Here is a 21,696-nt window from a genome sequence, read left to right as displayed (position 1 = left end):
CGTCGCCGGACCCCGACAGCATTCTCATCAGCAAGGGCAGCGATCAAGATCGCAACCGTTACACCTTTGCACCTCGGGTCTCGGAACTCGTGGTGACGGGTTACTGCAGGCTCCTCTGCAGCCTCGTGAGCATGGGAAACAGCGGGAGCCCCGAATACCGCGCACGACGGCGGGAGCGCGAACGTCGACGGCGTCAAGAGGTCCAGCGCGCTCCGACCCAGGTGGCCCGCTCCGACCCCAAGCCCACCGGACACGGCCCCGAACGACGGACCGCCGCCATGACCTGTGCGTGGTGTGGTGGACCCATTCCGCCGCGAAGTCGGGGACCGATTCCGAAGTGGTGTTCGGCCACCTGCCGGCACCGAGCCTGGGAGCAGGGCCGGGCCGCCGTCTCGGCCTGTCCGCGGTGGAGGTCGTCGAACGCCGCGTCGAGGTCCGGTTCCCGATCACGCCGACCCGTCGCGAGTGGCCCTGGCTGCTCGGTGAGCTCGCCACCCAGCTGAACGACGGTCGCATCTACGACCGCGACCTCCCATGCCTGGCACGACAACTGGAGCCCCTACTGGAGGCCTACAGGAGACGGGCGCACGCAACAGGAGCCCAACAGCTGCGCTCAGCCGCAGCCTCCAGTACTTCTGCAGTTTGCACAGCCCGAGGGCTCCAGATCTCCAGTCCACAGCGGCACACCCAGCTACGGCTCCGACGGCGGAACTGGAGACTGTCCGGAGGCCGCTCCTCCACGATCGATGGGACGGGCAGCGCCGGGCAGCCCGGCATCCCGGACCTGCCCAGGAGTTGCGGTGAACCTCGAGGACCTCCTGTCCAGCCGCTCCGCCGTCGTCACCCTCGCGCAGGCGGCCTCGGTCTTCGGAGTCGACGTGCGGACCGTGACTCGCGCCATCGAGAACGGGGACCTGCCGGCTCTACGGCTCGGGCGACGAGTGTTGATCCCCCGGCTCCCCCTACTGGCCGCCCTGGGGGTTCGAGTCGACGACGCCCTCACCGAGGCACACGGCGCCAACTCCGAGGACCGGTAGGCGGCGGACCTGCCGGGGACCGATGGGTCGTCCGGGGGGGGGCTTCCCGCGATGGCAGGCCGTGGGGTCGACGGCTTCACGTCGTGGCTGCGTGCCGATGGGACGGCTTCTCACTGCGAGGAGGGGGACCTCTCGGAGGTCCCCCTCCGGCCAGGCACCCGGGCTCGTGATACTCGCGTGATACCGCCGACGGTGCATCTGGCGGTATTCGGACGTATCTGAGGGGTCGTCGCCGGCACCGGCCAAGGACAAATGTGCTGGTCAGGGCGCTTCAGGGCTTCTGGATGCCGTCCCACCTACAGGAGTTCAAGTCCCCCCTCGGACACCGAGTCGAACCCTCACGGCTCCAGAGCCTTGGGGTTCTCTTGTCGCTCCCTGAAGCCCTGCATGGTGGCACCGTTCTGACCCGGTGACACCCTGAGCTCACCGCCGCTCGCCGTGGAGCCCCATGGGGGACACCGGTCGACGGCCTGGTCCGGTGCCGGCTCGGTCGTATGCCGGAACGCGTCAGGTGAAGCTGATGAGTGGCTTGAGGATGCCGTCCTCCTTGTCCGCCATCATCTGGAAGGCTCGCTCCACGTCGCCGAAGCCGAAGCGGTGGGTCGTCATCGGCGTGGGATCGATCCGGTCCGTCTGCAGCAGCCGGAGCAGGCGACCCATCCGCTCACTCCCCCCGGGGCACAGTCCTGTGTAGATCGCCTTGTCGTTCATACCGAGCCCGATCGCGTCCAACGGCAGCTGGAGTGGGGCCGGGTTCTCCCCGTGGTAGCCGATGTTGGAGACCCGACCTCCGGCCTTGGTCACCCGGACACAGCCGTCGAAGGTTGCCGGGAAGCCGAACGCCTCGATGGCTGCGTCCACGCCCTCGCCACCGGTGAGGTCCATGATCTGGTCGACGGGGTCGCCCTCGGTGAAGTCGACGACGTCGTCGGCACCGAACTTCGTGGCGAGCGCCTTTCGTTCGGGCCGGGACTCCACGGCGATCACACGCCCGGCCCCGAGCAGGTTGGCCCCGATCGTGGCACAGAGCCCGACCGGCCCCTGCGCGAAGACCGCCACGGTTTCGCCGAGCTGGATGCGGGCATGCTCGGCACCCATGAATCCGGTGGACAGCATGTCGCAGGTGTAGACGGCCTGCTCGTCGGTCACGTCTTCCGGGATCGGCGTCAGGTTTGCGGCGGCCGCGGGCACGATGAAGTACTCCGCCATGTTGCCGTCGATCTGCGCGGTATACCTGTACCCCCCGAGTGCGCCCCCGCACTGGCTGGTGAACCCGCGCTGGCAGTAGCCGCAGCGGAAGCAGGGTGTGACGGCGTTCACCGCAACCCGCTGCCCCTCACTGAACCCGGATACCGCCGATCCCAGCGCATGGACGACACCGACGGATTCGTGACCGAGCGTCCGGCCGTTCTCGACGGGAAGGGCACCCCGGACGGTGTGCACATCCGACGTGCAGATCAGGGCCGTCGTCGTCCGGACGACGGCTTCCTCCGGTCCGGGCGTGGGAATGGGCTTCTCGACCACTGCCGTCTTGCCCACCTCGGTCATGACGAAAGCACGCATCGTGTCGGCCACCGGACGCTCCTTACCTCCAGCGTCGGACCAGGGCCCACCGCCATCGACCCGGCCCACGACTCCCGGACGGGAGTCGATGACATGCAGAGTGGCGCACCGGCGTCGGCACGTACCACCCATCCGCGTCCGGCATCTGCGAATCCGCTGAATCCGCGCATCACGACGGTGACGGGCTGACGACCGGTTCGTGATATCGGCTGTGACACCTGGCACCCGTGGTCACTCCCTCCGCGGCTCGACGCAGCACATCCGACGCGCCGGCGGCATCCGGTCAGGCCCGCCGCGGCCTCCTCCCCCATGACGACGCGTCCGCATGCAGGCAGCGGCAACAGGCCGGCTGCGCGGCGTCGAGGGGGACAGGCGCGGTCACTGAACGCCGGCCGCCCATCCGGTCACGCCGACGACGCGGAGCACCAGCACCCGGGTGAAGGGCTGGTCCCGGTACTGCGGGTAGGCCCGCGACAGCCGGGCGGCGAGGTCCGCCGCCCGGCCGGTCGCGGCGTCGCGCTGCCAACGCAGCTCCGCCCGCACCCACCACAGCCGTGACCAGTCGCGGCGGTCCCAGTGCTCCACCAGCAGCGCGGCCCGCGGGTCGGCCTCCAGGTTCCGCTCCCGCTGCAGCCGCGAGGACGACTTCGGCTTCACCCGGTCGACGGGTATGCCCACGTAGCCGTCGTCGTCCACCACGTACACGACGGGCACGGCGTCGACGCCACGCTCGGGGTGCACCGTGCACAGGACTCCGTGGTACTGCGCGGCCAGTCGCGCACGCGCCTCGGTCGCGGTGAGCCTCATCGCACTCGGCCAATGGGCATGGACAGTGGAGCCTCGCGGCGTGGTGGGAGAGCGGGTCCCGACGGTGCGAGGGTAAGGGGTCGGACGGCCGGCTCGACGCGTCCGTCGACTCCGCCGGACAGCAATCGGACGCCCCTGAACCGGAGACAGCGCAGGAGCCCGGCACCGGCCGGGACCGGGCATACTCTGGCCGAGGCGCCGGGACTTACCTTCACCTCCACAGGCCGGGTGGTGGGATGAACGTGGCAGTGTGGGTGGAGCGCCACGGCCGCCGGCGGTCGGACGACCCGGCCCTGGCAGACGGCGACCGGGTGCACGCGAGCTGGGGCGGGTTCGCCGCCCGGGCGGCCGCCGCCGCGGCCGGCCTGCGCGAGAGCGTCGGGCTGTCGCCGGGGGATCGGGTCGCCCTCGTGATGCGCAACCGGCCCGAGTACCTCGAGGCGCTGTTCGCCATCTGGCACGCCGGTCTGGTCGCCGTGCCGGTCAACGCCCGGCTCCACCCGGACGAGATCGCCTACATCCTCGACCACAGCGGATCGGCGGTCGTGGTGACCGACGACGAGCACGCGCAGGACGTCGAGCCGCTGGTCGGCACCGTCGATGCGCTGCGGGCGGCGGTGCTGGCGCCCGGACCGCGGTGGGACCGGCTCACCGGGTCGGCGCCGGCGCCGCTCGTCGACCGGCAGCCGGGAGATGCGGCCTGGCTGTTCTACACGAGCGGCACCACCGGACGGCCCAAGGGAGCGACGCTCACGCACCGCAACCTGCTCATGGCGTCGCTCAGCTACTTCGCCGACATCGACCAGGTGATGCCGCAGGACTGCATCCTGCACGCCGCGCCGCTGTCGCACGGCTCGGGGCTGTACGGACTGCCTCACGTGGCACGGGGAGCGGTGAGCGTCGTGCCGCACTCCGGCGGCGTCGACGGCGACGAGATCGCCGCCCTCCTGAGTCGCTGGCCGGGCATATCGCTGTTCGCCGCTCCCACCATGGTGAAGCGGCTGGCCGGCGACCGTGCCGTCGCCGCCGCTGATCTGACCCACCTGAAGACGATCGTCTACGGCGGCGCGCCGATGTACCTGGCCGACCTGGAGGACGCCCTGGACGTCTTCGGTCCCCGCCTGGCCCAGATCTACGGGCAGGGCGAGACGCCGATGACGATCACCGCCCTGTCCAAGGCGGACCACGCCGAGCGGGACCATCCCCGGTGGCGGGAGCGCCTGCAGAGTGTCGGCTTCCCGCGCACCGACGTCGAGGTCCGGGTCGTCGACGACGCGGACCGAGAGCTGCCTGCCGGTGAGGTCGGCGAGGTGGTGGTCCGGGGCGACGTCGTCATGGCCGGGTACTGGAACCAGCCCGATGCCACCGCCGAGACGCTGCGTGGCGGCTGGCTGCACACCGGCGACCTCGGCAGCTTCGACGCCGACGGGTTCCTCGCACTGCGGGACCGGTCCAAGGACCTGATCATCAGCGGCGGGATGAACATCTACCCCCGCGAGGTGGAGGAGGCGCTGCTCCGCCACCCCGGGGTCCGGGCCGCTGCCGTGGTCGGCCGGCTCGACCCGCAGTGGGGCGAGGCGGTGGTCGCCTTCGTGGTGGCCGCCGACGGCGCCGCCCCGCCGCCGGTCGAGGACCTCGACCAGGCGTGCCTCGAGCACATCGCCCGGTACAAACGTCCCAAGGACTACCGGTTCGTCGACGCCCTGCCGACGAACAACTACGGCAAGGTCCTCAAGCGGGAGCTGCGCGACCGGCTCCGGGCCGACGCTCCGGAGGTCGCGTCGAGCTGACGCATGGCCGCGATGGGTGAAGGCGGCGACGGCAGGTCGAGGGACCTGTTACGGCCCCGCCAGCAACGTTACCGTCCCTGCAGGCAGGCAAGCCGTCTGGATACTCGCAGGCGCCGCCCGACCCGCCCCGCCCGTCGAAATGCGTGACCGATCGGGAAGGACGTCTCGCATGAAGCTCGCTCTCTACCTGCCGAACTTCCGCGACAAGGTGACCGTCAAGGAGCTCGAGGACCTCACCAGCCTGGCCGAGGAGCTCGACTTCGACTCGGTCTGGACCCTCGACCGGATCGTCGTCCCGGAAGCCTCCGACCGCGCCGAGCTGCAGCACTCGTTCGGCATGATGGACGAGTTCCCGAAGGCGCTCCCGGTCTCGTCCCGCGGCCAGTGGTACCAGGGCTGGCCGCTCATCCCCTGGCTCGCGGCCAAGACGACGAAGGTGCGGATCGGGATGAGCATCACCGACACCCCGTACCGGGCGCCCGGCGTCCTCGCCGCCGAGATCGCCACCGTCGACCACCTCTCGAACGGCCGGGTCAACGTCGGCGTGGGGGCGGGCTGGATGCCCGAGGAGTTCGCGGCGGCGAGCGCCTCGCACATCTTCCCGAAGCGGCACACCCACGTGCGCGAGACGATCGAGATCATGCAGGGCATCTGGACCAACGACCTGTTCGAGTACCACGGCGAGTTCGCCGACTTCCCCGTGTGCGGCTTCGGCGCGAGGCCGGTGCAGAAGCCGCACCCGCCGATCTTCTTCAGCGGGCTGAAGGACCCGAAGCGCGCAGCCAACCGCGTCGCGAAGTACAACCTGGCGGGCTGGATCGGCATTCAGGACACCCCCGACGAACTCCAGCAGTGGCGGGGCGCCATCTCGCGCGAGCTCGACGAGCGAGGGAAGTCGATCGACGACCTCGAGGTCTCCAGCATGATCTGGTTCGTCATCACCGACGAGGAGACCGACCAGACGCCGCGGGGCAAGGCCACCAACCTGCTGGCTGGGACTGCCGCGCAGATCACCGACACGCTCAAGCGCTACAAGGAGGTGGGGCTGACGATGCCTCTCCTCTGGCCTCCGTTCCAGGACGTGCCGGTTTCGAAGACGCTCGATGACCTCAAGCGTCTCAAGGAGGAGATCATGCCGAAGGTCGACGCCGGGTAGAGCGACGCGATCGGCCCGCGGCGGCTGGCCGGACGACGGCTCGGTCGGTAAGCGCTTGCGCGCTCCGGGTCGGGCGCTCGTGGGCACCGAGCTCCCCTCGGGCCGGCCTCGGAGACCGTGGGTCAGCTCGATCCGTTCGCGGGCGCGAAAGTGTCGAGCACGCGATCCGCATACGCGAGTGCCGCGGCGGCGTCGACGCCCGGGAAACCGGCCCGGGGTGAGAAGTTGAGGTCGAAGAAGACCTCGGTGACGCCCTGCGCGCGCAGTGCTCCAAGGTCGTCGAGCACCTGCTCGCGCGTCCCCTGGAGTGGCCGGCGCTGCGCGCCAGGGTCCTCGTCGACGAGGTCTACGAGGCCGCGCACGAGGATCCGCACGGCCTCCGGGTCACGTCCAGCCTCGCGCGCGCCGTCGCGCACCGTCTCGACACACTCGCCGATCCGGGTGAGGTTCTGCCGGCTGCTGCTGATCCAGCCCTGGGCGAGCCGCCCGGCGCGGCGCAGTGCCGGCGCGGCCGCGCCTCCGAGCAGCACCGCGGGGTGCGGTCGCTGCACGGGCCGCGGGCCCACGTGGGAGCGCGGAACCATGAAGAACTCGCCGGCGAACTCGACCGGGTCCTGCGTCCACAACGCCTCCAGGCAGCGCACGTACTCGTCCATCCGAGCGCCCCGGCGCTCGAAGGGCACGCCCGCGGCGGCGTACTCCTGCCGCAGCCAGCCGATCCCGAGGCCGACGGTGAGCCGACCGCCGGACAGCACATCCAGCGACGTCAGTGTCTTCGCGAGCAGCGCGGGTGCGGTGAACGGCGCGCAGACGGTCGCCGTCCCTAGCCCGATCCGGTCGGTGTGCCCGGCGACGTACGCGAGCGGGATGACCGGATCGTGCACCTCGCGGTGCGACCGGTCGAGCTCGCCGTCGGCGGGGTAGAGCACGCGTTGGAAGGTCCACAGCGACGCGTACCCGAGCTCCTCGGCGCGACGGGCGGTGCGACGCATCGTGTCCGGGGTCGCCCAGCCCCCCGACACCGGAAGTCCGAACCCGAGCAGGGGCAGGTCACCCGACACGGGATCCGACTCTGCCAGGTCGCGGGAGCACCGCGAGCTCGTCCGCGCACGTCCCGCGGTGGCAGCCCGGTCATCACCGTTCCCTAGCTCACCGGCACGCCCTTCAGGACCGACGTTCTGAGCGCGGTGATGCAACTCTGTTGAGCCGTGTGCGTATCTGGCGTGTTGCCGCCCCTCGGACACTCGTAGCTGCGGGTCGTGGGCTTGAGTCCGTCGACTCGCCTGCCGATCACGGCCGTAACCGTGTGCGTATGTAGCGACTCCCCCCTCGGACACTTCGAAGTGGGATTTCTGCCCACCTGCTCGGGCCGGAGCCCGGCACTGCATCGATGGCCGTCACGGTCCCCGCCGAAGCGCCATCGGCAACCAGCCCTTCGCGATGCCGTCCGCGACCGCCTCCGAGGAGGCGGCGCTGCGACGCGTTCCGGGCGCGACTACCGAGCAGGCGGCGGCACGGACGGTCCGGGCAATGCCCACCGCCGCTCCCCGAAGCCCGCGGCCGCACGCCGGGCCCGGCCTCGCCGCCGTCCTCCAAGACCGCCTCCGTGCCGATCGCGTCGCTGCGCGCCTCATCCGTGTCGCCGTCCCCGGCGCCGCCCGGCCTGCCTGCCTCCTTCGCCGGGTTCGGAGCCCTGCCCCGCACGCCGACGGCGCCCGAGGCGAGGGGACCTCCCCCGTGCGCCCGCTACCGCCCGCAGGCCGATCAGCCGACCGCGACCGGGCCGTCCGGTTCCCGCGAACCCGTCGGCCGCTCGGCCGAGGCCAGGATGCGCGCGACGTTGTCCGGTGCGAAGAAGTTCGCCGGCGACTCCACCCCCGCGTTGACCCGCGCGAACTGGTTCATCGCCTCCTGGTTGCCGGAGGCGGCCGCGAGCAGGCGCTGGAGCTCGGGCGGCGGCGGCTCGAGGGACGCGAACTCCAGCGTGAACTCGTACATCGGCAGGACGCGCTCGTCCCGCCGGGAGTGGTACTCGCCAAGGGCGGCGTCGAACGGACGTCCGCCGGAGAGGGTCTCGTGCACCGCGGTGGCACACAGCTCCGCATCCAGGAAGGCGTCCTGGATGCCCTGTGCCGTGACGAAGTCCTTGTTGTAGCCGGCGTCGCCCACCAGGACCCAGCCGGGCCCGTAGGGCTTGCGGAAGTAGTTGGGCACGACGGCCCCGACGAGGCGGGCCTCGCGGGTGGCGACGCGGATCCGCTCGGCGAACGACGGGTCCAGCTCGAGCGTCTGCAAGTAGCTGCCCTCGAGGTCCTCCTTCCTGGCCTGGAACTCCCGATACGGCCACCCGGCGATGACCAGCGTCAGGTCGTCGTTCGTGGCCCACGCGGCGAAGGCGCGCTCCGGACGGTCGTACGCCTCCCAGCGGCCGTGCATCGGCAGGTCGCTCCAGTAGGAGTAGTAGCCGCACAACAGCGGCGAATGGTCGCGGTACTGCTCCGGCCGCACGGCCCGAGCCACGAACGAGTGCAGTCCGTCCGCGCCGACGACGACCTGGGCGTACTCGTCCACCGTGCGGCGGTCGTCCCTGCCGTGGCCGCGGACACCGACGACCGAACCGTCCTCGGTGAGCAACTTGTCGACCGTGAAGCCCTGCCGGACCTCGGCACCGGCCCCGGCCGCCGCCTCGACCAGCAGCTCGTCCAGCACGGTCCGCCGCGGGGCGTACGCAACCGGGGATTCTGGCGTTCCGGGCGCCCCGGCGAGGGCGAAGGACCCGAAGTCGAACGCGTAGGTGTCGATCGGCGGGCACCCCGAGGCGGCCACCCGGTCGAGCAGACCCCAGCGCCGCAGCGCCGCCACTCCCGGGGGATGGACCAGATGGGTGGAGACCGTGTCGCTGGGAAAGGTGGCCCGGTCGACGACCAGGACCCGGTGACCGTGGCGGGCCAGCAGCATCGCGGTAGTGGAGCCCGCACAGCGGGCTCCCACGACGATGACGTCATACGGGCGCTTGGTCATGTCGCACCGCCCCCGACGGGAGACCCGGCACCCGCGAAGGTAGAACGCTCCCGGGGGCGTGAACAGGGCATCAGGTCCCAGGCGAAGCGTGCCACCCGTGGCACGGGGAGGCCGGGTCCCGGTCGCGACCGGGGGCCCGCGCGGTGACCACGACGTCAGCCGGTGGCGACGACCCGGACCGCCCTTCGTCCGGCCCTCGCAGAGTCGCACGAGCTCGTCGAGGTGGCGCCGGGCGTTGGGGTGGTCGCGCATGGCCTGCACGTCGAAGGTCCGTCCCGTGGCGCGCCCATCGGGTGGACTGTCGTGACGACCGCGTCGGCGCCCTGGGTCACCTCGCGGGCGAGGCCCTCGTCGGCGAACTCACCGACGAGCTCGGTGACTCCGTCGAGCCCAGGCGCGCTACCGGCGCGGCGGACGACGGCGCGCACCTGCGCCGACCGCTCGACGAGCGCCCGGCACACCGCGGTGCCCACCAGTCCGTTCGCACCGGTCACCACGACGACCGGGGTGGAATCGCACTGGCTGCAGAGCGCGGCTCGACCGCGCTGCCAGCGGGCATCAACGCTGCCGCAGACGCGGGCCACCGTGCGGTTCAGCGGGCAGGGCGCGCCGTGCGCCACCCGTCTCGACCGTCCCGATCGACGTGGACCTCGAGGTCCAGCGGGCCCCGACAACGCCGGCACTTCCACGTCGGCGAAGGACAGACGCTGAGTCCGGTGGCGCCGCCCGACGCCGCCGCGCCCGCCGACGTCACGCTCCGGCGCGTCGCCGGACCAGCCGCCAGTGGTTCGTCTCCTCCTCGCGCCGGTACTCGAGGTTGTCCACGCAACTGACGGCGAGCGCCAGCCCACGGCCGAACTCCGCGACCTCGTCCGGCATCCGGACCGTCGACAGGTCCACGTCCACCCGTTGCCCGGAGTCCTCGAACTCGGCCTCCAGCTGTCCGGGATCGACGCGGACCCGGACGGAGAACTCGCGGCCCTGTTCGTCGCCAGAGTGCGCGACGATGTTCCCGGCGACCTCGGTGACCGCGATCGCGAAGGACATGCGATCGGCAGGTTCGACGTCCGGGTGCGCGGCCCAGACGGCCTCCAGCAGGGTGTGGACCCGGTCCAGGGACGCCGGCTCGGGCGCCGCGGTCAGTGATGCCCCGGGCTCAGCTGCCACCGAGGGCCCCGCCGACGCTGTCGTACGGCCGCAGCACGCGGTCGAGGTTGGTCAGCTGCAGCACGGTGGCGACCTGTGGGGTCAGCGAGGCGATGCGCAGGTCCCCACCGGCCTGTCGGGCCGTCTTCAGCCCTCCGATCACGGCGCCGAGACCCGAACTGTCCATGAACTCGCAGTCGCTGAGGTCCAGCACGATGCGTGTCCGCCCAGCGTCCAGGGCATCGGCCACGGTCGACCGGAGCGCCGCTGCGTTGACCATGGTCAGCCGGCCGCGCAGTCGGATGACCGCCCCGTCCGTGTCCACGTCGGTGTCCAGGTCGATCACGTCGCTCGCTCCTCCACGCTCACCGGCCCGCGGTACCGCGCCGCCTCGATGACGACGCTCAGCACCACCAGGTCGTAGACCACCCACACCAGGTTCACCCACGTCCCTTGCGCCGTCGGCGCCAGACCCAACCCCAGCCGGATCAGCCCCACCACCGCCGCCGCCACGAGGACCACCATGGCGACGACCTGCGGGCGGATGAGCCGCCAGGGGATCCCGCCGCCCTGCTGGCGCTCCTTCGGCGTGACGACGAACCCGAGGCTCCGCCCGAAGAAGACGTTGCCCACGGCTGTCGTGCACGCCCGGATCCACAGCGGGAACAGGGCGAGGCTGTACTGCTGTCCCCGCCAGGTCTTGATCCCGTAGCCGACGACGGAGAAGAGCACCTGCGTGATGATCAGGTAGGGCAGCAGGCGGGCGAGGAACTCCCCGCCGAAGGTCTGGACCGGCCGGATCCCGAAGAACAGGTACAGCACCGGCGCGGCGATGTACACGACCGCGGCGAAGCCGGACAGGTAGCTCCACATGGTCGCGAAGTACATGAGCCGCTGGCCGAGGCTCAGTCCCGGCTGCGTCAGCGGGTTCTCCTTCAGCATCACCTGCAGGGTGCCCTGCGACCAGCGCAGCCGTTGGTGCAGCATCGAGCTCAGGTCCTCCGGTGCCAGGCCGCGCGCCAGCACCTCATGGTGGTACACGGTCCGCCAGCCGGCCCCGTGCAGACGCATGGCGGTGGCCATGTCCTCGGTGACCGAGATGGTGGCCATCGGCATCACCGGCTGAGCCTCCGCGACGAGGTCGACGTCGACCGCCCGGACCAGCGCCTTCACCGACTCCAGCGCGCCGAGGGGCGACCAGTCCCGCGCCGCCAGCCGCTGCAGTGCGACGTCGTCCACGATCACGGCGCCCAGTTCATCGTCGCTGGCGATCGGGAGGGCTTCGATCGCCGCGAGGTCCGCCCGGAGGGACTCGGCGTCCGCGGCCACCACGCCGCGTCCCGCCTCGTCCACCCGCTGCTGGAACCGATAGGTGACCTCGGACAACGGCTCGCCCTGCTTCAGTTCCGCCCGTGCCCGTCCGACCGCGGCGTCGACCTCGTCGAGTGCCCGGACGACCGCGGGGCTGTGCTCGGCCGCCGTCCTGCGGGCCTCCCGTACCACCCGGCCGGCGGCGTCCAGAGCCACCCGCACCGCGCGGCCCACCTCGCGCACGTACCCCACGACGCCGATCTGCATGAGCGCCTCGCGACGCAACACAGCGTTCGACCCGCAGAAGAACGCCGCGTTCCAGCCGTCCTTGCCCTGCTGGATCGGCCCGTAGAACAGCGGCGCCTGACTGCCGAGCGGATCGGAGTCGTCGACGTTCACGAACCACTGCGGGGTCTGGACCAACGCCACCTTCGGATCACGGAAGTACCCGAGGGTACGGTCCAGGATCGCCGGGTCGGGCACCTGGTCCGCGTCCAGGATCAGCAGGAACTCGCCGTCGGTGGCGAAGAGCGCGTTGTTCAGGTTGCCGGCCTTGGCGTGGCGGGGGCGATCTGCCCAGTCCGTGCTGCGGGTCAGGTAGCCGACCCCGGCGGCCTCGGCCGCCTGCCGCAGCTCGTCCCGGGCACCGTCGTCCAGCACCCACGTCCGGTGCGGACGGTCGATGGCCAGGGCGGCGCGAGCGGTGGCCATCACCAGGTCGATCGGCTCGTTGTAGGTCGTGATGAACACGTCGACGGTCGCCTCGACCGGCGGCGGCGGTTCGCCACGCTCGCGGAGCCGCCACATGGTGGTCCCGAAGAGGAACGCGTCGATCAGGCTGTAGGTCTCGGCGAGCACGAGCGGGACGGCGATCCACCAGTAGTTCCAGTTCACCGAGTCCAGCCAGCGCCACACCAGGTAGTTCGTCCCGGACACCAGCGTCAGGACGATCAGGACGCGGAGCAGGGTCCGGCGGCTCCAGAAGCCGGCCCGGGGTCCGTTCGGCCGATGACTGGTCACGCCGTCCGCCGGATCGCCACCGCGGTCACGTCGTCCCGGACGCCCACTCGTCGGGAGAGGACGGCGAACCGGTCGATCACGTGCTGGACGTCCACCCCGTCCCGGACGGCGGCGGCGACGCGGTCCAACGACGAGAGGGTCCCGTCGTAGAGGTCGAGCAGCCCGTCACTGAACACCAGCACCGAGTCCCCGGGCTGCAGCTGCACCACCTCCTCGGCCCAGTCGGCGTCGAGGAAGACACCGAGCGGCAGACCGCCGGACCGGGGGCGCCACACGCTGCCGTCGGCGCGCACCACCACCATGAGGCTGTGGCCCGCATCGGTGTAGCGCAGCAGGCCGGTGGCGGGTGACAGCCGGCCGTGCCAGACGGTGACGAGCGTGCTCGTCCGCTCCAGGTCCTCGTACAGGGTTGCGGCCGCCTCCCGCAGCGCCTGCGCCGTCCCGGCCGTCCGGACCGCCGAGCGGAAGACGGCTCGCACGCCGGCCGTGGTCAGGGCGGCGGCGAAGCCCTTCCCCATCACGTCGGCCACGGTCAGGGCCAGGTCGCCGTCGGGGAGCGCCTCCCAGTCGTAGAAGTCGCCGCCCACCGCGCGGGAGGGCAGGCACATACCGGCGACCTCGTGTCCGGGCAGCTCGGGCGACGTGCGCGGCAACAGCGCGCGCTGGGCCTCGGCGGCGTGCTCGAGCTCGGTGGAGTTGGCCAGCTCGTCCTCGACCCAGGCCGCGAGGTCCTGCAGCAGCTCACGCTCCGGCGCGCTGAGCCGTCGCGGCTGGTCGTCCAGCAGGCACAGTGCGCCGACCCGCTGTCCGCCGGGCGCCTGCAGCGGGTGCCCGGCGTAGAACCGGAGGTGGGACGGCCCGGCGACCAGGGGGTTGTCGGCGAACCGGTCGTCAGCGGTGGCGTCCTCGACGACGAGCGTGTCCGGTCGTCGGATCGTGTGGTCGCAGAACGCGTCCGCCCGCGCACCGTCCTCGAAGGTCAGGCCGGTGGCCTGCTGGGACTTGACGTGCTGCCGGTCCTCGTCGATCAACGTGATCGAGGCGTTGACGACGCCGAACACCCGCTGGGCAAGCCGGGTGATGCGGTCGAAGCGTCGTTCCGGTCCGGTGTGGAGGACGTCCAGCTCCTCCAGGGCGCGAACTCGTGCGGCATCCTGGTCAGCCCCGGGCCGCGCGTGCACTGCTGTCGCTGGATCTGTCACCACCACGTCGATCGCCGGTCCTCCGTCGTGCCTCTGTCTCAGCGCGGGCTCCGAGATCTTCGTACACGGCGTGTCGCTGCGCTCGTCCAGCGGACCAGCGGGGACTGTGCTACGGCAGCCGGGGTGAGAGGCGGCCGATCTCGGCGTGGCATGCCCCCGACCCGGCTCGCGCCCGCCGCGCTCTGGCATCCTGCCTGGCTGTGCTGCTGCTGGTGCCCACCTGCTCGACGCCGGAGCCGCTGGCGCTCGGGGTGGCGGCGGACGACGTCCGGGAGGTCGACGACTTCGCCCGGACGACCGGTGCCTCCGTGTCGCTGTACGAGTGGTACCGGGCCTGGGAGGGACGGGCGCCCTTCGACGCCGCCCGTGCCGAGGCCGCGGCGGCCCGCGGGGCGCTGCCGGTGCTGACCTGGGAGCCGTGGTCACCGGGAGCCGGGGTCGACCAGCCGGCGTACTCGCTGGCCCGCATCGCCGACGGCACGCACGACGCCTACATCGCCGCCTTCGCCCGACAGGTGCGCCAGTGGGGCGGCCGGCTGGGCATCCGCTTCCTGCACGAGTTGAACGCCACCCACTACCCCTGGGGTGCCGGCGTCAACGGCAACACGCCCGCTGGAGCGGTCGCGGCATGGCAGCACGTGCGCCGGGTGTTCGCGGCCGAGGGCGTGATGGACGCCGTCTGGATCTGGTGCGTGAACGTCCACGCCGACGGCACGGCTCCCTTCGCCGAGCTGTACCCCGGTGACGACGTCGTCGACTGGGTCGGGCTCGACGGCTACAACGGCGGCACGGCACTGCCCTGGGGAGGATGGCGGAGTCCGCGGGAGCTCTTCGGTAGGTCACTGACCGACCTCCACGCGCTGTCCGAGCGCCCCGTCGTCCTCACCGAGGTGGGCGCCGCCGAGCACGGTGGTTCCAAGGCGACCTGGATTCGCGAGCTGTTCGACCTGGCCGCGCAAGAAGACGTCCGTGGGTTGATCTGGTTCCAGTACGACAAGGAAGCCGACTGGCGCGTCCAGAGCACGCCCGCCTCCGCCGCCGCATTTCGCCGCGGGGTGGAGTTGCACGGGCAGTCGGGTCGTCCCCCTCGGGGTTGACCTCGGGCTGCGACGACCCTGCCGCCAGGGGGTCAGTTTTCAGGCGCCGCCGACAGTAGTGATACTGCTTCCCGCGGTATGACCACCTCGTCCGTGCCCCCAGTCGAGCAGTCGGCTCGGTCGTGGCCGGATCAGGTCCGCGACCGCTGAACTCTCTGGGAGCACGCATGCGCTCGCGTCAGGCAACCGAACTACTGCTGGCCGAGAGCGCCACCTCGGCCGGCACCACGTCCGAGCGCGCGCAGGCCCTGCTCGAGGTCCTCCGCGGGGTCGTCCCCTTCGACGGTGCATGGCTGGCGCTCGCCGACCCGCTGGGTCAGGGCTACCACTCCCTGGCGAGCGTCGGCCTGGACGTCCCGACCGTGGAGTTCCTCTCGGGACCGCTGATGGCGCGTGACATCGAGGTCACCGGCACCGACCGGGCACGTCCGCCCCTGAGCCCGTCGGACCTGCCCTATCCGGCCGAGGAGCTGTCGACCTGGGCCGAGTGCCTGATGCCGGCCGGCATCTACGAGGCGCTGGCCGTCGCCTTGTTCGCACCCGCGGGGCGGCACGTCGGCTTCCTGGCGCTGCTGTCCGGCGACCGGGAACCGCCCACCACTGCGGTACGCCGTCGCCTCACCTCGATGGCGCCGGTGCTCGCACGGGGCATCGACCCGATGCGCTCCCTCCTCACCGCCGCGCGGTTGGTCCGCGGGGCGACTGCCGGGACGGTTCTCCGCAGGGATGGACGGACGGAGCCGTTGCCGGGCCTGGACGGCGACCTGCTGCTCGCCGTCGGCTCCCCGATCCTGGCCGCAGCGTGCGCGCGGATCGCGGACGGGCAGGTGTACGCGTCCTTCCTGTGGCCACTGGGCGGCTCGCACGCCCCCCGCGGCCACGTGCGGGTCACCGCCCTCGCCGCGCCCGACGACGTGCCGGCGGTCCTGTGTGGCGTGGTACTGCTGTCGCCGGTGTCCGACCTGCACGGGCTCACGCCACGCGAGCTGGAGGTGCTCGGCCTCTTGGTCGACGGGTACTCGAACCACGAGATCGCCCGGACGCTGGTCGTGGCCCCACGAACCGTCGCCGCACACCTCGAGCACCTGCTCGTGAAGCTCGGCGCGCCGACGAGGACGCTCGCGGCGGTGCGCGCCGAGCGGGAGGGTCTCTACGTCCCAGCAGTCTCCCGCTACTCCTCCGGAGAGCCGGGCCGCGGCGCGCTACGGTCCTGACGTCCGTGCGCTCGCGGCAGGAAGAGCGCCTGCCGTCGCGCCGTTCAGATGCGCGGGGCCAGCTCGTAGACAGGCCCCAGGTCGGTCCCGCTGGTGTCGGGCACCTCGTGCAGGATCTTGGGCTCGGTGTGCAGCAGACGGTGGACGGCGGACCGGGTGCGCTCCAGGTCCAGGCCGGTGCGGCGCGAGATGTCGTTCAGGTGCGGCGCGCTGGCTGCGTCTTCGAGTTCGGCCACGGCTCCGTAGACGGTGGCGTCGTCCCCGCTGAGGTCCTCGACTCGCATGCCGTTCTCCTCACCTTCCCGGTGCCACCGGTTCGCGGCGCCGCGGGCCGATGGTCCTCCAGCAAGCGTCTCGTCGACATCGGCAGGCCTCCGGATGGACGCCGTGGCGTCGGGCGCGGCAGTGTCGGACGACGCCCCACCGTTCTGCGCCTGGTCCTCCACCGTTCCCGGCCTGCCGCAGACCGGTGATCTGCACGAGCCTGCGGCCCGAGACGCCGGCGCCGGCTTCGCCACGTTCCGGCCCAGCCAGGCAGCAGGTCGGGGGCCATCGGCAGACTTGCCCATCTCGGGCCCCGTCGCCGGTGGTCCGTGGCGGGGCCACGCTCACTCGCTCGACCTCGACGGTCTGCACACCGGCGCAGTCGGCCACGGTGTCGGCCCACAGCATGGTGAGCACCTGGTGGGCAGGGAAGCACGGGCGAACCGGGGAGGACGGCGGCCTCGAGGCGTCCTGGGCTCATCTCCTCCCCGCTGTCGTCCGGCTGGACCACGACCCGGACGTCCGAGAGCACGACATTGCCGCGTATGGGCAGAACTGCCGATTTCCGCTGCCTCGAGTGGCCTGCCGCCGGCGGGTGACCAAGGCTCAGGGCACCGGTGAGGAGCGTCGGGACGAAGAGATCGGGAGGCCGACCGGATGCGTGCGATGACCTATCGAGGGCCCTACAAGGTGAGGGTCGAGGAGAAGGAACGGCCGGCCATCGAGCACCCGAACGACGCGATCGTACGGGTGACTCTCGCCGCGATCTGCGGCTCGGACCTGCACCTGTACCACGGGCTCATGCCGGACACCCGGATCGGCCACACCTTCGGGCACGAGTTCATCGGCGTCGTCGACGAGGTCGGCTCGTCGGTGCAGAACCTGCAGGTCGGCGACCGGGTCATGGTGCCCTTCAACATCTTCTGCGGCTCGTGCTGGTACTGCGCCCGCGGCCTGTACTCCAACTGCCACAACGTGAACCCGAACGCCACCGCTGTGGGCGGCATCTACGGCTACTCGCACACCACGGGCGGCTACGACGGCGGGCAGTCGCAGTTCGTCCGCGTCCCCTTCGCCGACGTCGGACCGGCGAAGATCCCGGACTGGATGGCCGACGAGGACGCCGTCCTGCTCACCGACGCCGTCCCGACCGGCTACTTCGGCGCGCAGCTCGGCGACATCGTCGAGGGTGACGTGGTCGTCGTGTTCGGCGCCGGTCCGGTCGGCCTGGTGGCGGCCCGGTCCGCCTGGCTCATGGGGGCCGGCCGCGTGATCGTCGTCGACCACCTCGAGTACCGGCTGGAGAAGGCCCGGACCTGGGCCCACGCCGAGACCTTCAACTTCACCGAGTACGGCGACATCGTGCTCGAGATGAAGAAGCAGACCGACTTCCTGGGCGCGGACGTCGCCATCGACGCGGTCGGCGCGGAGGCCGACGGGAACTTCCTGCAGCACGTGACGACGGCCAAGTTCAAGCTGCAGGGCGGGTCGCCGGTCGCGCTCAACTGGGCGATCGACTCCGTCCGCAAGGGCGCCACGATCTCCGTGGTGGGCGCCTACGGTCCCCTGTTCAGCGCCGTGAAGTTCGGCGACGCCATGAACAAGGGGCTCACCCTGCAGATGAACCAGTGCCCGGTGAAGCGGCAGTGGCCCCGCCTGTTCGAGCACGTGCGCAACGGCTATCTGAAGCCCAGCGAGCTGGTCACGCACCGGATCCCGCTCGACGACATCGCGGAGGGCTACCACATCTTCTCGGCCAAGCTCGACGACTGCATCAAGCCGCTCGTGATCCCGAGCGCCGCCTGAGGGAGAGACGATGACCTACACACCGCACAAGCCGCCGATCGCCGAGTCGCCCGATCAGTTGCGGGCGCGCATCCCCGGCTGGGGGGTGGACAGCGACCCGTCCGACCGGCCCTCCGTGCCGAAGCTCCAGTTCCAGAAGGCCCTGACCGGCGCGCACTGGGAGTTCCCCGACCGCCAGCCCGAGAAGTGGCCACGGGAACGCTCGATCGAGCACAAGTTCCTCACGCCGGTCTTCGGCACGGCGCAGCCGCCGAAGGGGCTGTCCGGAGTCATCCGGAGGTTCTCCTACGCCCGCTACAGCGAGGGCCGGGCCGCGCACTGGCTCCTGCTCATGCTGGCCGACCGCGTGGACGCCGTCGAGGAGCACGTGAAGTCCTTCGCCACCCTGCGCCCGGACAACCCGATCACCCAGACCGGGATCAAGGCCGAGTTCACCCACCACGGGCTCTCGTCACGGATAGGACGCAAGCGCACCGACCTGGTGCACCAGCCCCTGGACCCCGTCATCGTGGCCGGTCCCTGGGTGGCTGCGGCGGGCGCCGCCGTCGTCGGCGGCAGAGCCCTGGTCCGGGCGCTCGTGCACTGACGTCGGCACCCCGGGGGGCGGTTTCCCTCCGTCCCCGGGCTGCGGCCGGCATTTGGGAGCCGGCAGAGGACAAGCCAACGACATCTGAGAGCCGTGTGCGTATGCAGCGTGTCGCCCTAGGACACCCCCTCGGACACAGACAGAAGGGCCTGCGGTCCGCGACCGCGCGCCTTTCGTCGCTCCTGGACCCGGTATGGTCGGTCAGCTCCCGGCGGCCAGGCTGCTCCGCAGTTCGTCCATGGCCTGCGCGAGGCTCACCCGCGGCGCCCAGCCCCACGCCCGCGCGCGGTCGGTGAGCAGCCGGCCGGTCCAGGCCGGCTCATCGGTCCACTCCGGCGCGACACCCAACGCATCGATCACCGTGCCCAGGTAGTCCCGCCACGTCGCCAGCTTGCCCGCGACGATGACCGGAGTAGTGCCACCGGCCACCGGTCCTCGTTCCGCGTCGTCGGCGGTCGCGACGGTGCCCGCGGCGACGTCCGCGATCAAGGCCGCGAGGTCATCCACGCGCACCGGGCCCAGGTTTCCTCCGGGTTCGCCCGGCGCTCCCCCGCGCGGACCGCTGCGATCGCAACGTGTTCCAGACCGACGTATCGCCGACCCCCATGACCGCCGGCGGCCGAACCAGCACGGTTGTGAGCCCGCTCACCTGCACGAGCGCGGCGTCGGTGGCGTTCTTGGTGTCGGGGTAGGCGCCGCTCCCCTCGGCCAGGAGGACACCGTTCTCGGCCACGTCCCCGACGCCGGCCGAGCGGTCGTTGTAGACACCGGTCGTGGACACGTGTACGAGCCGGGCGACGCCGGCATCCCGGGCAGCCCGGGCGAGGACCGGCGTCCCCTCGACGCCCACCCGGTGCTGCACGTCCCGGGACGCGCCCATCGGGTGGACGGTCGTGACCAGCGCGTCGGCGCCGTGGGTCACCGCACCGGCGAAGGACTCGTCGGCGAAGTCGCCGACATGTCGGTGACTCCGTCGAGCGCAGGCGCGCTGCCGGCACGGCGGACGACGGCGCGCACCTGAGCCGACCGCTCGACGAGCGCCCGGCACACCGCGCTGCCCACCAATCCGTTCGCACCGGTCACCACGACGATGGGAGACAGAGTGACCATGCTGCCCACACTGCCAGCGACCACACGACGGTGCCCGCTGCGCGGCACGTCTCGAGGTCGGCACCTCTGACCGCCCGGCGTTGATCCGGACCGACGGTCGGCCGTGGCAGAGATCCGCTCGGCCGAGCCACAGACGGCCGACGGCGAACCCGCTGCGGACGCCGTCTGTGTCGCCGCGCCGTACCCGCACCGGATCGCGTCTGCGCCAGGCCTCTCGGTCACGTGCCGGGTACGTCCGTCGGAAGTCATGACCATCCCGCGTGCGCGATGCAGGCCGGCGCGACGTCGAGCAGGCTCACCTGACGATGTTGTCCGCCGCGCGGGAGGAGACGAGATGTCCAAGAAGGGGAAGACCGAAGGCGCGGAACACGTCGTAGCCGCCGACGTGCCGAGTGGGGACGGAGACGGGCAAGTGGCTGCCGCGCTCCGGAAACGGATGGGCCGCAAGGAGTACGAGGCCGAGCTGGCGAAGCTGCAGAGCGGACTCGTCGCGATGCAGCAGTGGGTCAAGGCCAGCGGCGCGAAGATCTGCGTGGTCTTCGAAGGGCGTGACACCGCGGGCAAGGGCGGCACGATCAAACGGATCGTGGAGCGGGTCAGCCCTCGCGTCTTCCGTGTCGTGGCCCTGCCGGCTCCGACTGAGCGGGAGAAGTCGCAGATGTACCTCCAGCGATACGTGCCGCACTTCCCGGCTGCCGGCGAAGTGATCATCTTCGATCGCAGCTGGTACAACCGCGCCGGCGTCGAGAAGGTGATGGGCTTCTGCGCGCCCGAGCAGACGGCTCGATTCCTGGAGATGACTCCGGCCTTCGAGAAGGCAATGGTCGATTCCGGGATCATCCTGATCAAGTACTGGCTGGAGGTCAGTCCCGAGGAGCAGACCCGGCGGCTCGAGAGTCGTATCGACGACCCTCGCAAGGTTTGGAAGCTCTCGGACATGGACCTGCTGTCCTACAGCCGCTGGTTCGACTACTCCCGGGCCCGGGACGACATGTTCGCGGCCACCGACACGGCCTGGGCACCGTGGTTCGTCGCGTCGACCGACGACAAGAAGCGGGGACGCCTGAACATCATCAGCCACCTGCTCAGCCAGGTTCCGTACGAACCGATGCCGAAGGCGCACGTCACCCTGCCCAAGCGGCAGAAGCCCGGGCAGTACCGGCGACCGAACACCGCGCCCCGGTCCATCCCCACGCCGTTCTGAGCGGGCAGAGGGGTCCGGTCGGGGCGCCGATGACCCGCCTCGGACCCGGCACAGCCTTCGCTTCGTGCGATGTCGTATCGGGCGCCCCCTGCGGCTGACCACAGCAGGGCACCTCATCGGCATCCTTCAGCCACCAGCACGAGTCGTGTGCGTATGTAGCGTGTCGCCCCTCGGACACAGCATCGCCCCGGTGTTCCTCTAGGTCAGGGGCCGGGGCGCTTCCGATTTGGGGCCTCGAAGGCCCTCGTGACAACTGGGTGATACTGCGCGCCGGGATCAGCTCTCGAGCAGGGCGGCGAAGCGGTCCGCGGCCTCGCGGCCCATGCCGGGGTGCACGTGCTGGTAGACGGTGAGCGTGATGG

At 71.2% G+C, this 21,696-nt stretch carries 19 protein-coding genes and 1 pseudogene; 8 read left to right on the top strand and 12 right to left on the bottom strand.

What is annotated here, in order from left to right:
* Positions 1 to 800 precede the first annotated feature (800 nt).
* Entirely contained in the window at positions 801 to 1,037 is a 237-nt protein-coding gene (locus tag MY520_RS26335) for a helix-turn-helix domain-containing protein (protein WP_436695654.1), read from the top strand.
* Between the two features lie 507 nt (positions 1,038 to 1,544).
* Here MY520_RS26335 and MY520_RS26330 read toward each other — a convergent pair.
* Both MY520_RS26330 and MY520_RS26325 read right to left on the bottom strand, forming a co-directional pair.
* Positions 1,545 to 2,612 carry an NAD(P)-dependent alcohol dehydrogenase gene (locus MY520_RS26330; RefSeq protein WP_436695653.1) on the bottom strand — a complete coding sequence of 356 codons (1,068 nt, stop codon included), beginning with the start codon at positions 2,610 to 2,612 and terminating at the stop codon, positions 1,545 to 1,547.
* A gap of 366 nt (positions 2,613 to 2,978) precedes the next feature.
* The gene (locus MY520_RS26325) at positions 2,979 to 3,407 is read right to left on the bottom strand and encodes a pyridoxamine 5'-phosphate oxidase family protein (protein ID WP_436695652.1); all 429 of its coding nucleotides are present in this window, start codon (positions 3,405 to 3,407) and stop codon (positions 2,979 to 2,981) included.
* A 236-nt stretch (positions 3,408 to 3,643) separates the two neighbouring features.
* On the opposite strand from MY520_RS26325, the gene MY520_RS26320 reads away from it, so the two are divergent.
* Together MY520_RS26320 and MY520_RS26315 are read left to right on the top strand one after the other, a co-directional pair.
* Positions 3,644 to 5,197 (top strand): AMP-binding protein, encoded by a 1,554-nt coding sequence (locus MY520_RS26320; protein WP_436695651.1) that lies wholly within the window; start codon positions 3,644 to 3,646, stop codon positions 5,195 to 5,197.
* 169 nt (positions 5,198 to 5,366) lie between these two features.
* Entirely contained in the window at positions 5,367 to 6,353 is a 987-nt protein-coding gene (locus MY520_RS26315; RefSeq protein ID WP_436695650.1) for an LLM class flavin-dependent oxidoreductase, read from the top strand.
* Between the two features lie 122 nt (positions 6,354 to 6,475).
* Here the strand turns inward: MY520_RS26315 and MY520_RS26310 are convergent, their stop codons facing one another.
* From MY520_RS26310 to MY520_RS26280, 7 genes are all read right to left on the bottom strand, one after another.
* Positions 6,476 to 7,741 (bottom strand): TIGR03619 family F420-dependent LLM class oxidoreductase, encoded by a 1,266-nt coding sequence (locus tag MY520_RS26310; protein WP_436695649.1) that lies wholly within the window; start codon positions 7,739 to 7,741, stop codon positions 6,476 to 6,478.
* 376 nt (positions 7,742 to 8,117) lie between these two features.
* Positions 8,118 to 9,374, bottom strand: coding sequence for an NAD(P)/FAD-dependent oxidoreductase (locus MY520_RS26305; RefSeq protein ID WP_436695648.1), 1,257 nt, complete (start codon positions 9,372 to 9,374; stop codon positions 8,118 to 8,120).
* A 155-nt stretch (positions 9,375 to 9,529) separates the two neighbouring features.
* Positions 9,530 to 9,868 (bottom strand): NAD(P)H-binding protein, encoded by a 339-nt coding sequence (locus MY520_RS26300; RefSeq protein ID WP_436695655.1) that lies wholly within the window; start codon positions 9,866 to 9,868, stop codon positions 9,530 to 9,532.
* Between the two features lie 256 nt (positions 9,869 to 10,124).
* Entirely contained in the window at positions 10,125 to 10,541 is a 417-nt protein-coding gene (locus MY520_RS26295; RefSeq protein WP_436695647.1) for an ATP-binding protein, read from the bottom strand.
* Positions 10,531 to 10,866, bottom strand: coding sequence for an STAS domain-containing protein (locus MY520_RS26290; protein ID WP_436695646.1), 336 nt, complete (start codon positions 10,864 to 10,866; stop codon positions 10,531 to 10,533). Before MY520_RS26290 ends, MY520_RS26295 begins: the two co-directional genes overlap by 11 nt.
* On the bottom strand, positions 10,863 to 12,851 hold the full coding sequence (locus MY520_RS26285) for a glycosyltransferase (protein WP_436695645.1): 1,989 nt from the start codon (positions 12,849 to 12,851) through the stop codon (positions 10,863 to 10,865). Before MY520_RS26285 ends, MY520_RS26290 begins: the two co-directional genes overlap by 4 nt.
* A complete protein-coding gene (locus MY520_RS26280; protein WP_436695644.1) occupies positions 12,848 to 14,032 on the bottom strand; it encodes a PP2C family protein-serine/threonine phosphatase in 1,185 nt (394 codons plus the stop codon). The genes MY520_RS26285 and MY520_RS26280 overlap by 4 nt, the downstream gene beginning before the upstream one ends.
* Positions 14,033 to 14,253: 221 nt before the next feature.
* On the opposite strand from MY520_RS26280, the gene MY520_RS26275 reads away from it, so the two are divergent.
* Together MY520_RS26275 and MY520_RS26270 are read left to right on the top strand one after the other, a co-directional pair.
* Positions 14,254 to 15,150, top strand: a complete 897-nt coding sequence (locus MY520_RS26275) for a glycoside hydrolase family 26 protein (RefSeq protein ID WP_436695643.1) — start codon at positions 14,254 to 14,256, stop codon at positions 15,148 to 15,150.
* Between the two features lie 167 nt (positions 15,151 to 15,317).
* Positions 15,318 to 16,364 carry a response regulator transcription factor gene (locus tag MY520_RS26270; protein ID WP_436695642.1) on the top strand — a complete coding sequence of 349 codons (1,047 nt, stop codon included), beginning with the start codon at positions 15,318 to 15,320 and terminating at the stop codon, positions 16,362 to 16,364.
* Positions 16,365 to 16,408: 44 nt separating this feature from the next.
* On the opposite strand, the gene MY520_RS26265 is transcribed toward MY520_RS26270, so the two are convergent.
* The gene (locus MY520_RS26265; protein WP_436695641.1) at positions 16,409 to 16,648 is read right to left on the bottom strand and encodes a hypothetical protein; all 240 of its coding nucleotides are present in this window, start codon (positions 16,646 to 16,648) and stop codon (positions 16,409 to 16,411) included.
* Between the two features lie 646 nt (positions 16,649 to 17,294).
* Between MY520_RS26265 and MY520_RS26260 the strand changes: the two genes are divergently transcribed.
* Positions 17,295 to 18,434 (top strand): zinc-dependent alcohol dehydrogenase, encoded by a 1,140-nt coding sequence (locus MY520_RS26260; RefSeq protein ID WP_436695640.1) that lies wholly within the window; start codon positions 17,295 to 17,297, stop codon positions 18,432 to 18,434.
* A 10-nt stretch (positions 18,435 to 18,444) separates the two neighbouring features.
* Positions 18,445 to 19,020, top strand: a complete 576-nt coding sequence (locus tag MY520_RS26255; RefSeq protein ID WP_436695639.1) for a hypothetical protein — start codon at positions 18,445 to 18,447, stop codon at positions 19,018 to 19,020.
* 201 nt (positions 19,021 to 19,221) lie between these two features.
* On the opposite strand, the gene MY520_RS26250 is transcribed toward MY520_RS26255, so the two are convergent.
* On the bottom strand, positions 19,222 to 19,533 hold the full coding sequence (locus MY520_RS26250) for a hypothetical protein (RefSeq protein WP_436695638.1): 312 nt from the start codon (positions 19,531 to 19,533) through the stop codon (positions 19,222 to 19,224).
* Positions 19,520 to 20,130: pseudogene (locus tag MY520_RS26245) on the bottom strand (NAD-dependent epimerase/dehydratase family protein). Before MY520_RS26245 ends, MY520_RS26250 begins: the two are co-directional and overlap by 14 nt.
* Positions 20,131 to 20,464: 334 nt before the next feature.
* Between MY520_RS26245 and ppk2 the strand changes: the two are divergent.
* Entirely contained in the window at positions 20,465 to 21,334 is an 870-nt protein-coding gene (gene ppk2, locus MY520_RS26240; RefSeq protein ID WP_436695637.1) for a polyphosphate kinase 2, read from the top strand.
* Positions 21,335 to 21,696 lie beyond the last annotated feature (362 nt).

The organism is Geodermatophilus sp. CPCC 205506 (assembly GCF_051383635.1).
Taxonomy (GTDB): Bacteria; Actinomycetota; Actinomycetes; order Mycobacteriales; family Geodermatophilaceae; genus Geodermatophilus.
This window is presented reverse-complemented; position numbering and strand designations above follow the sequence as displayed.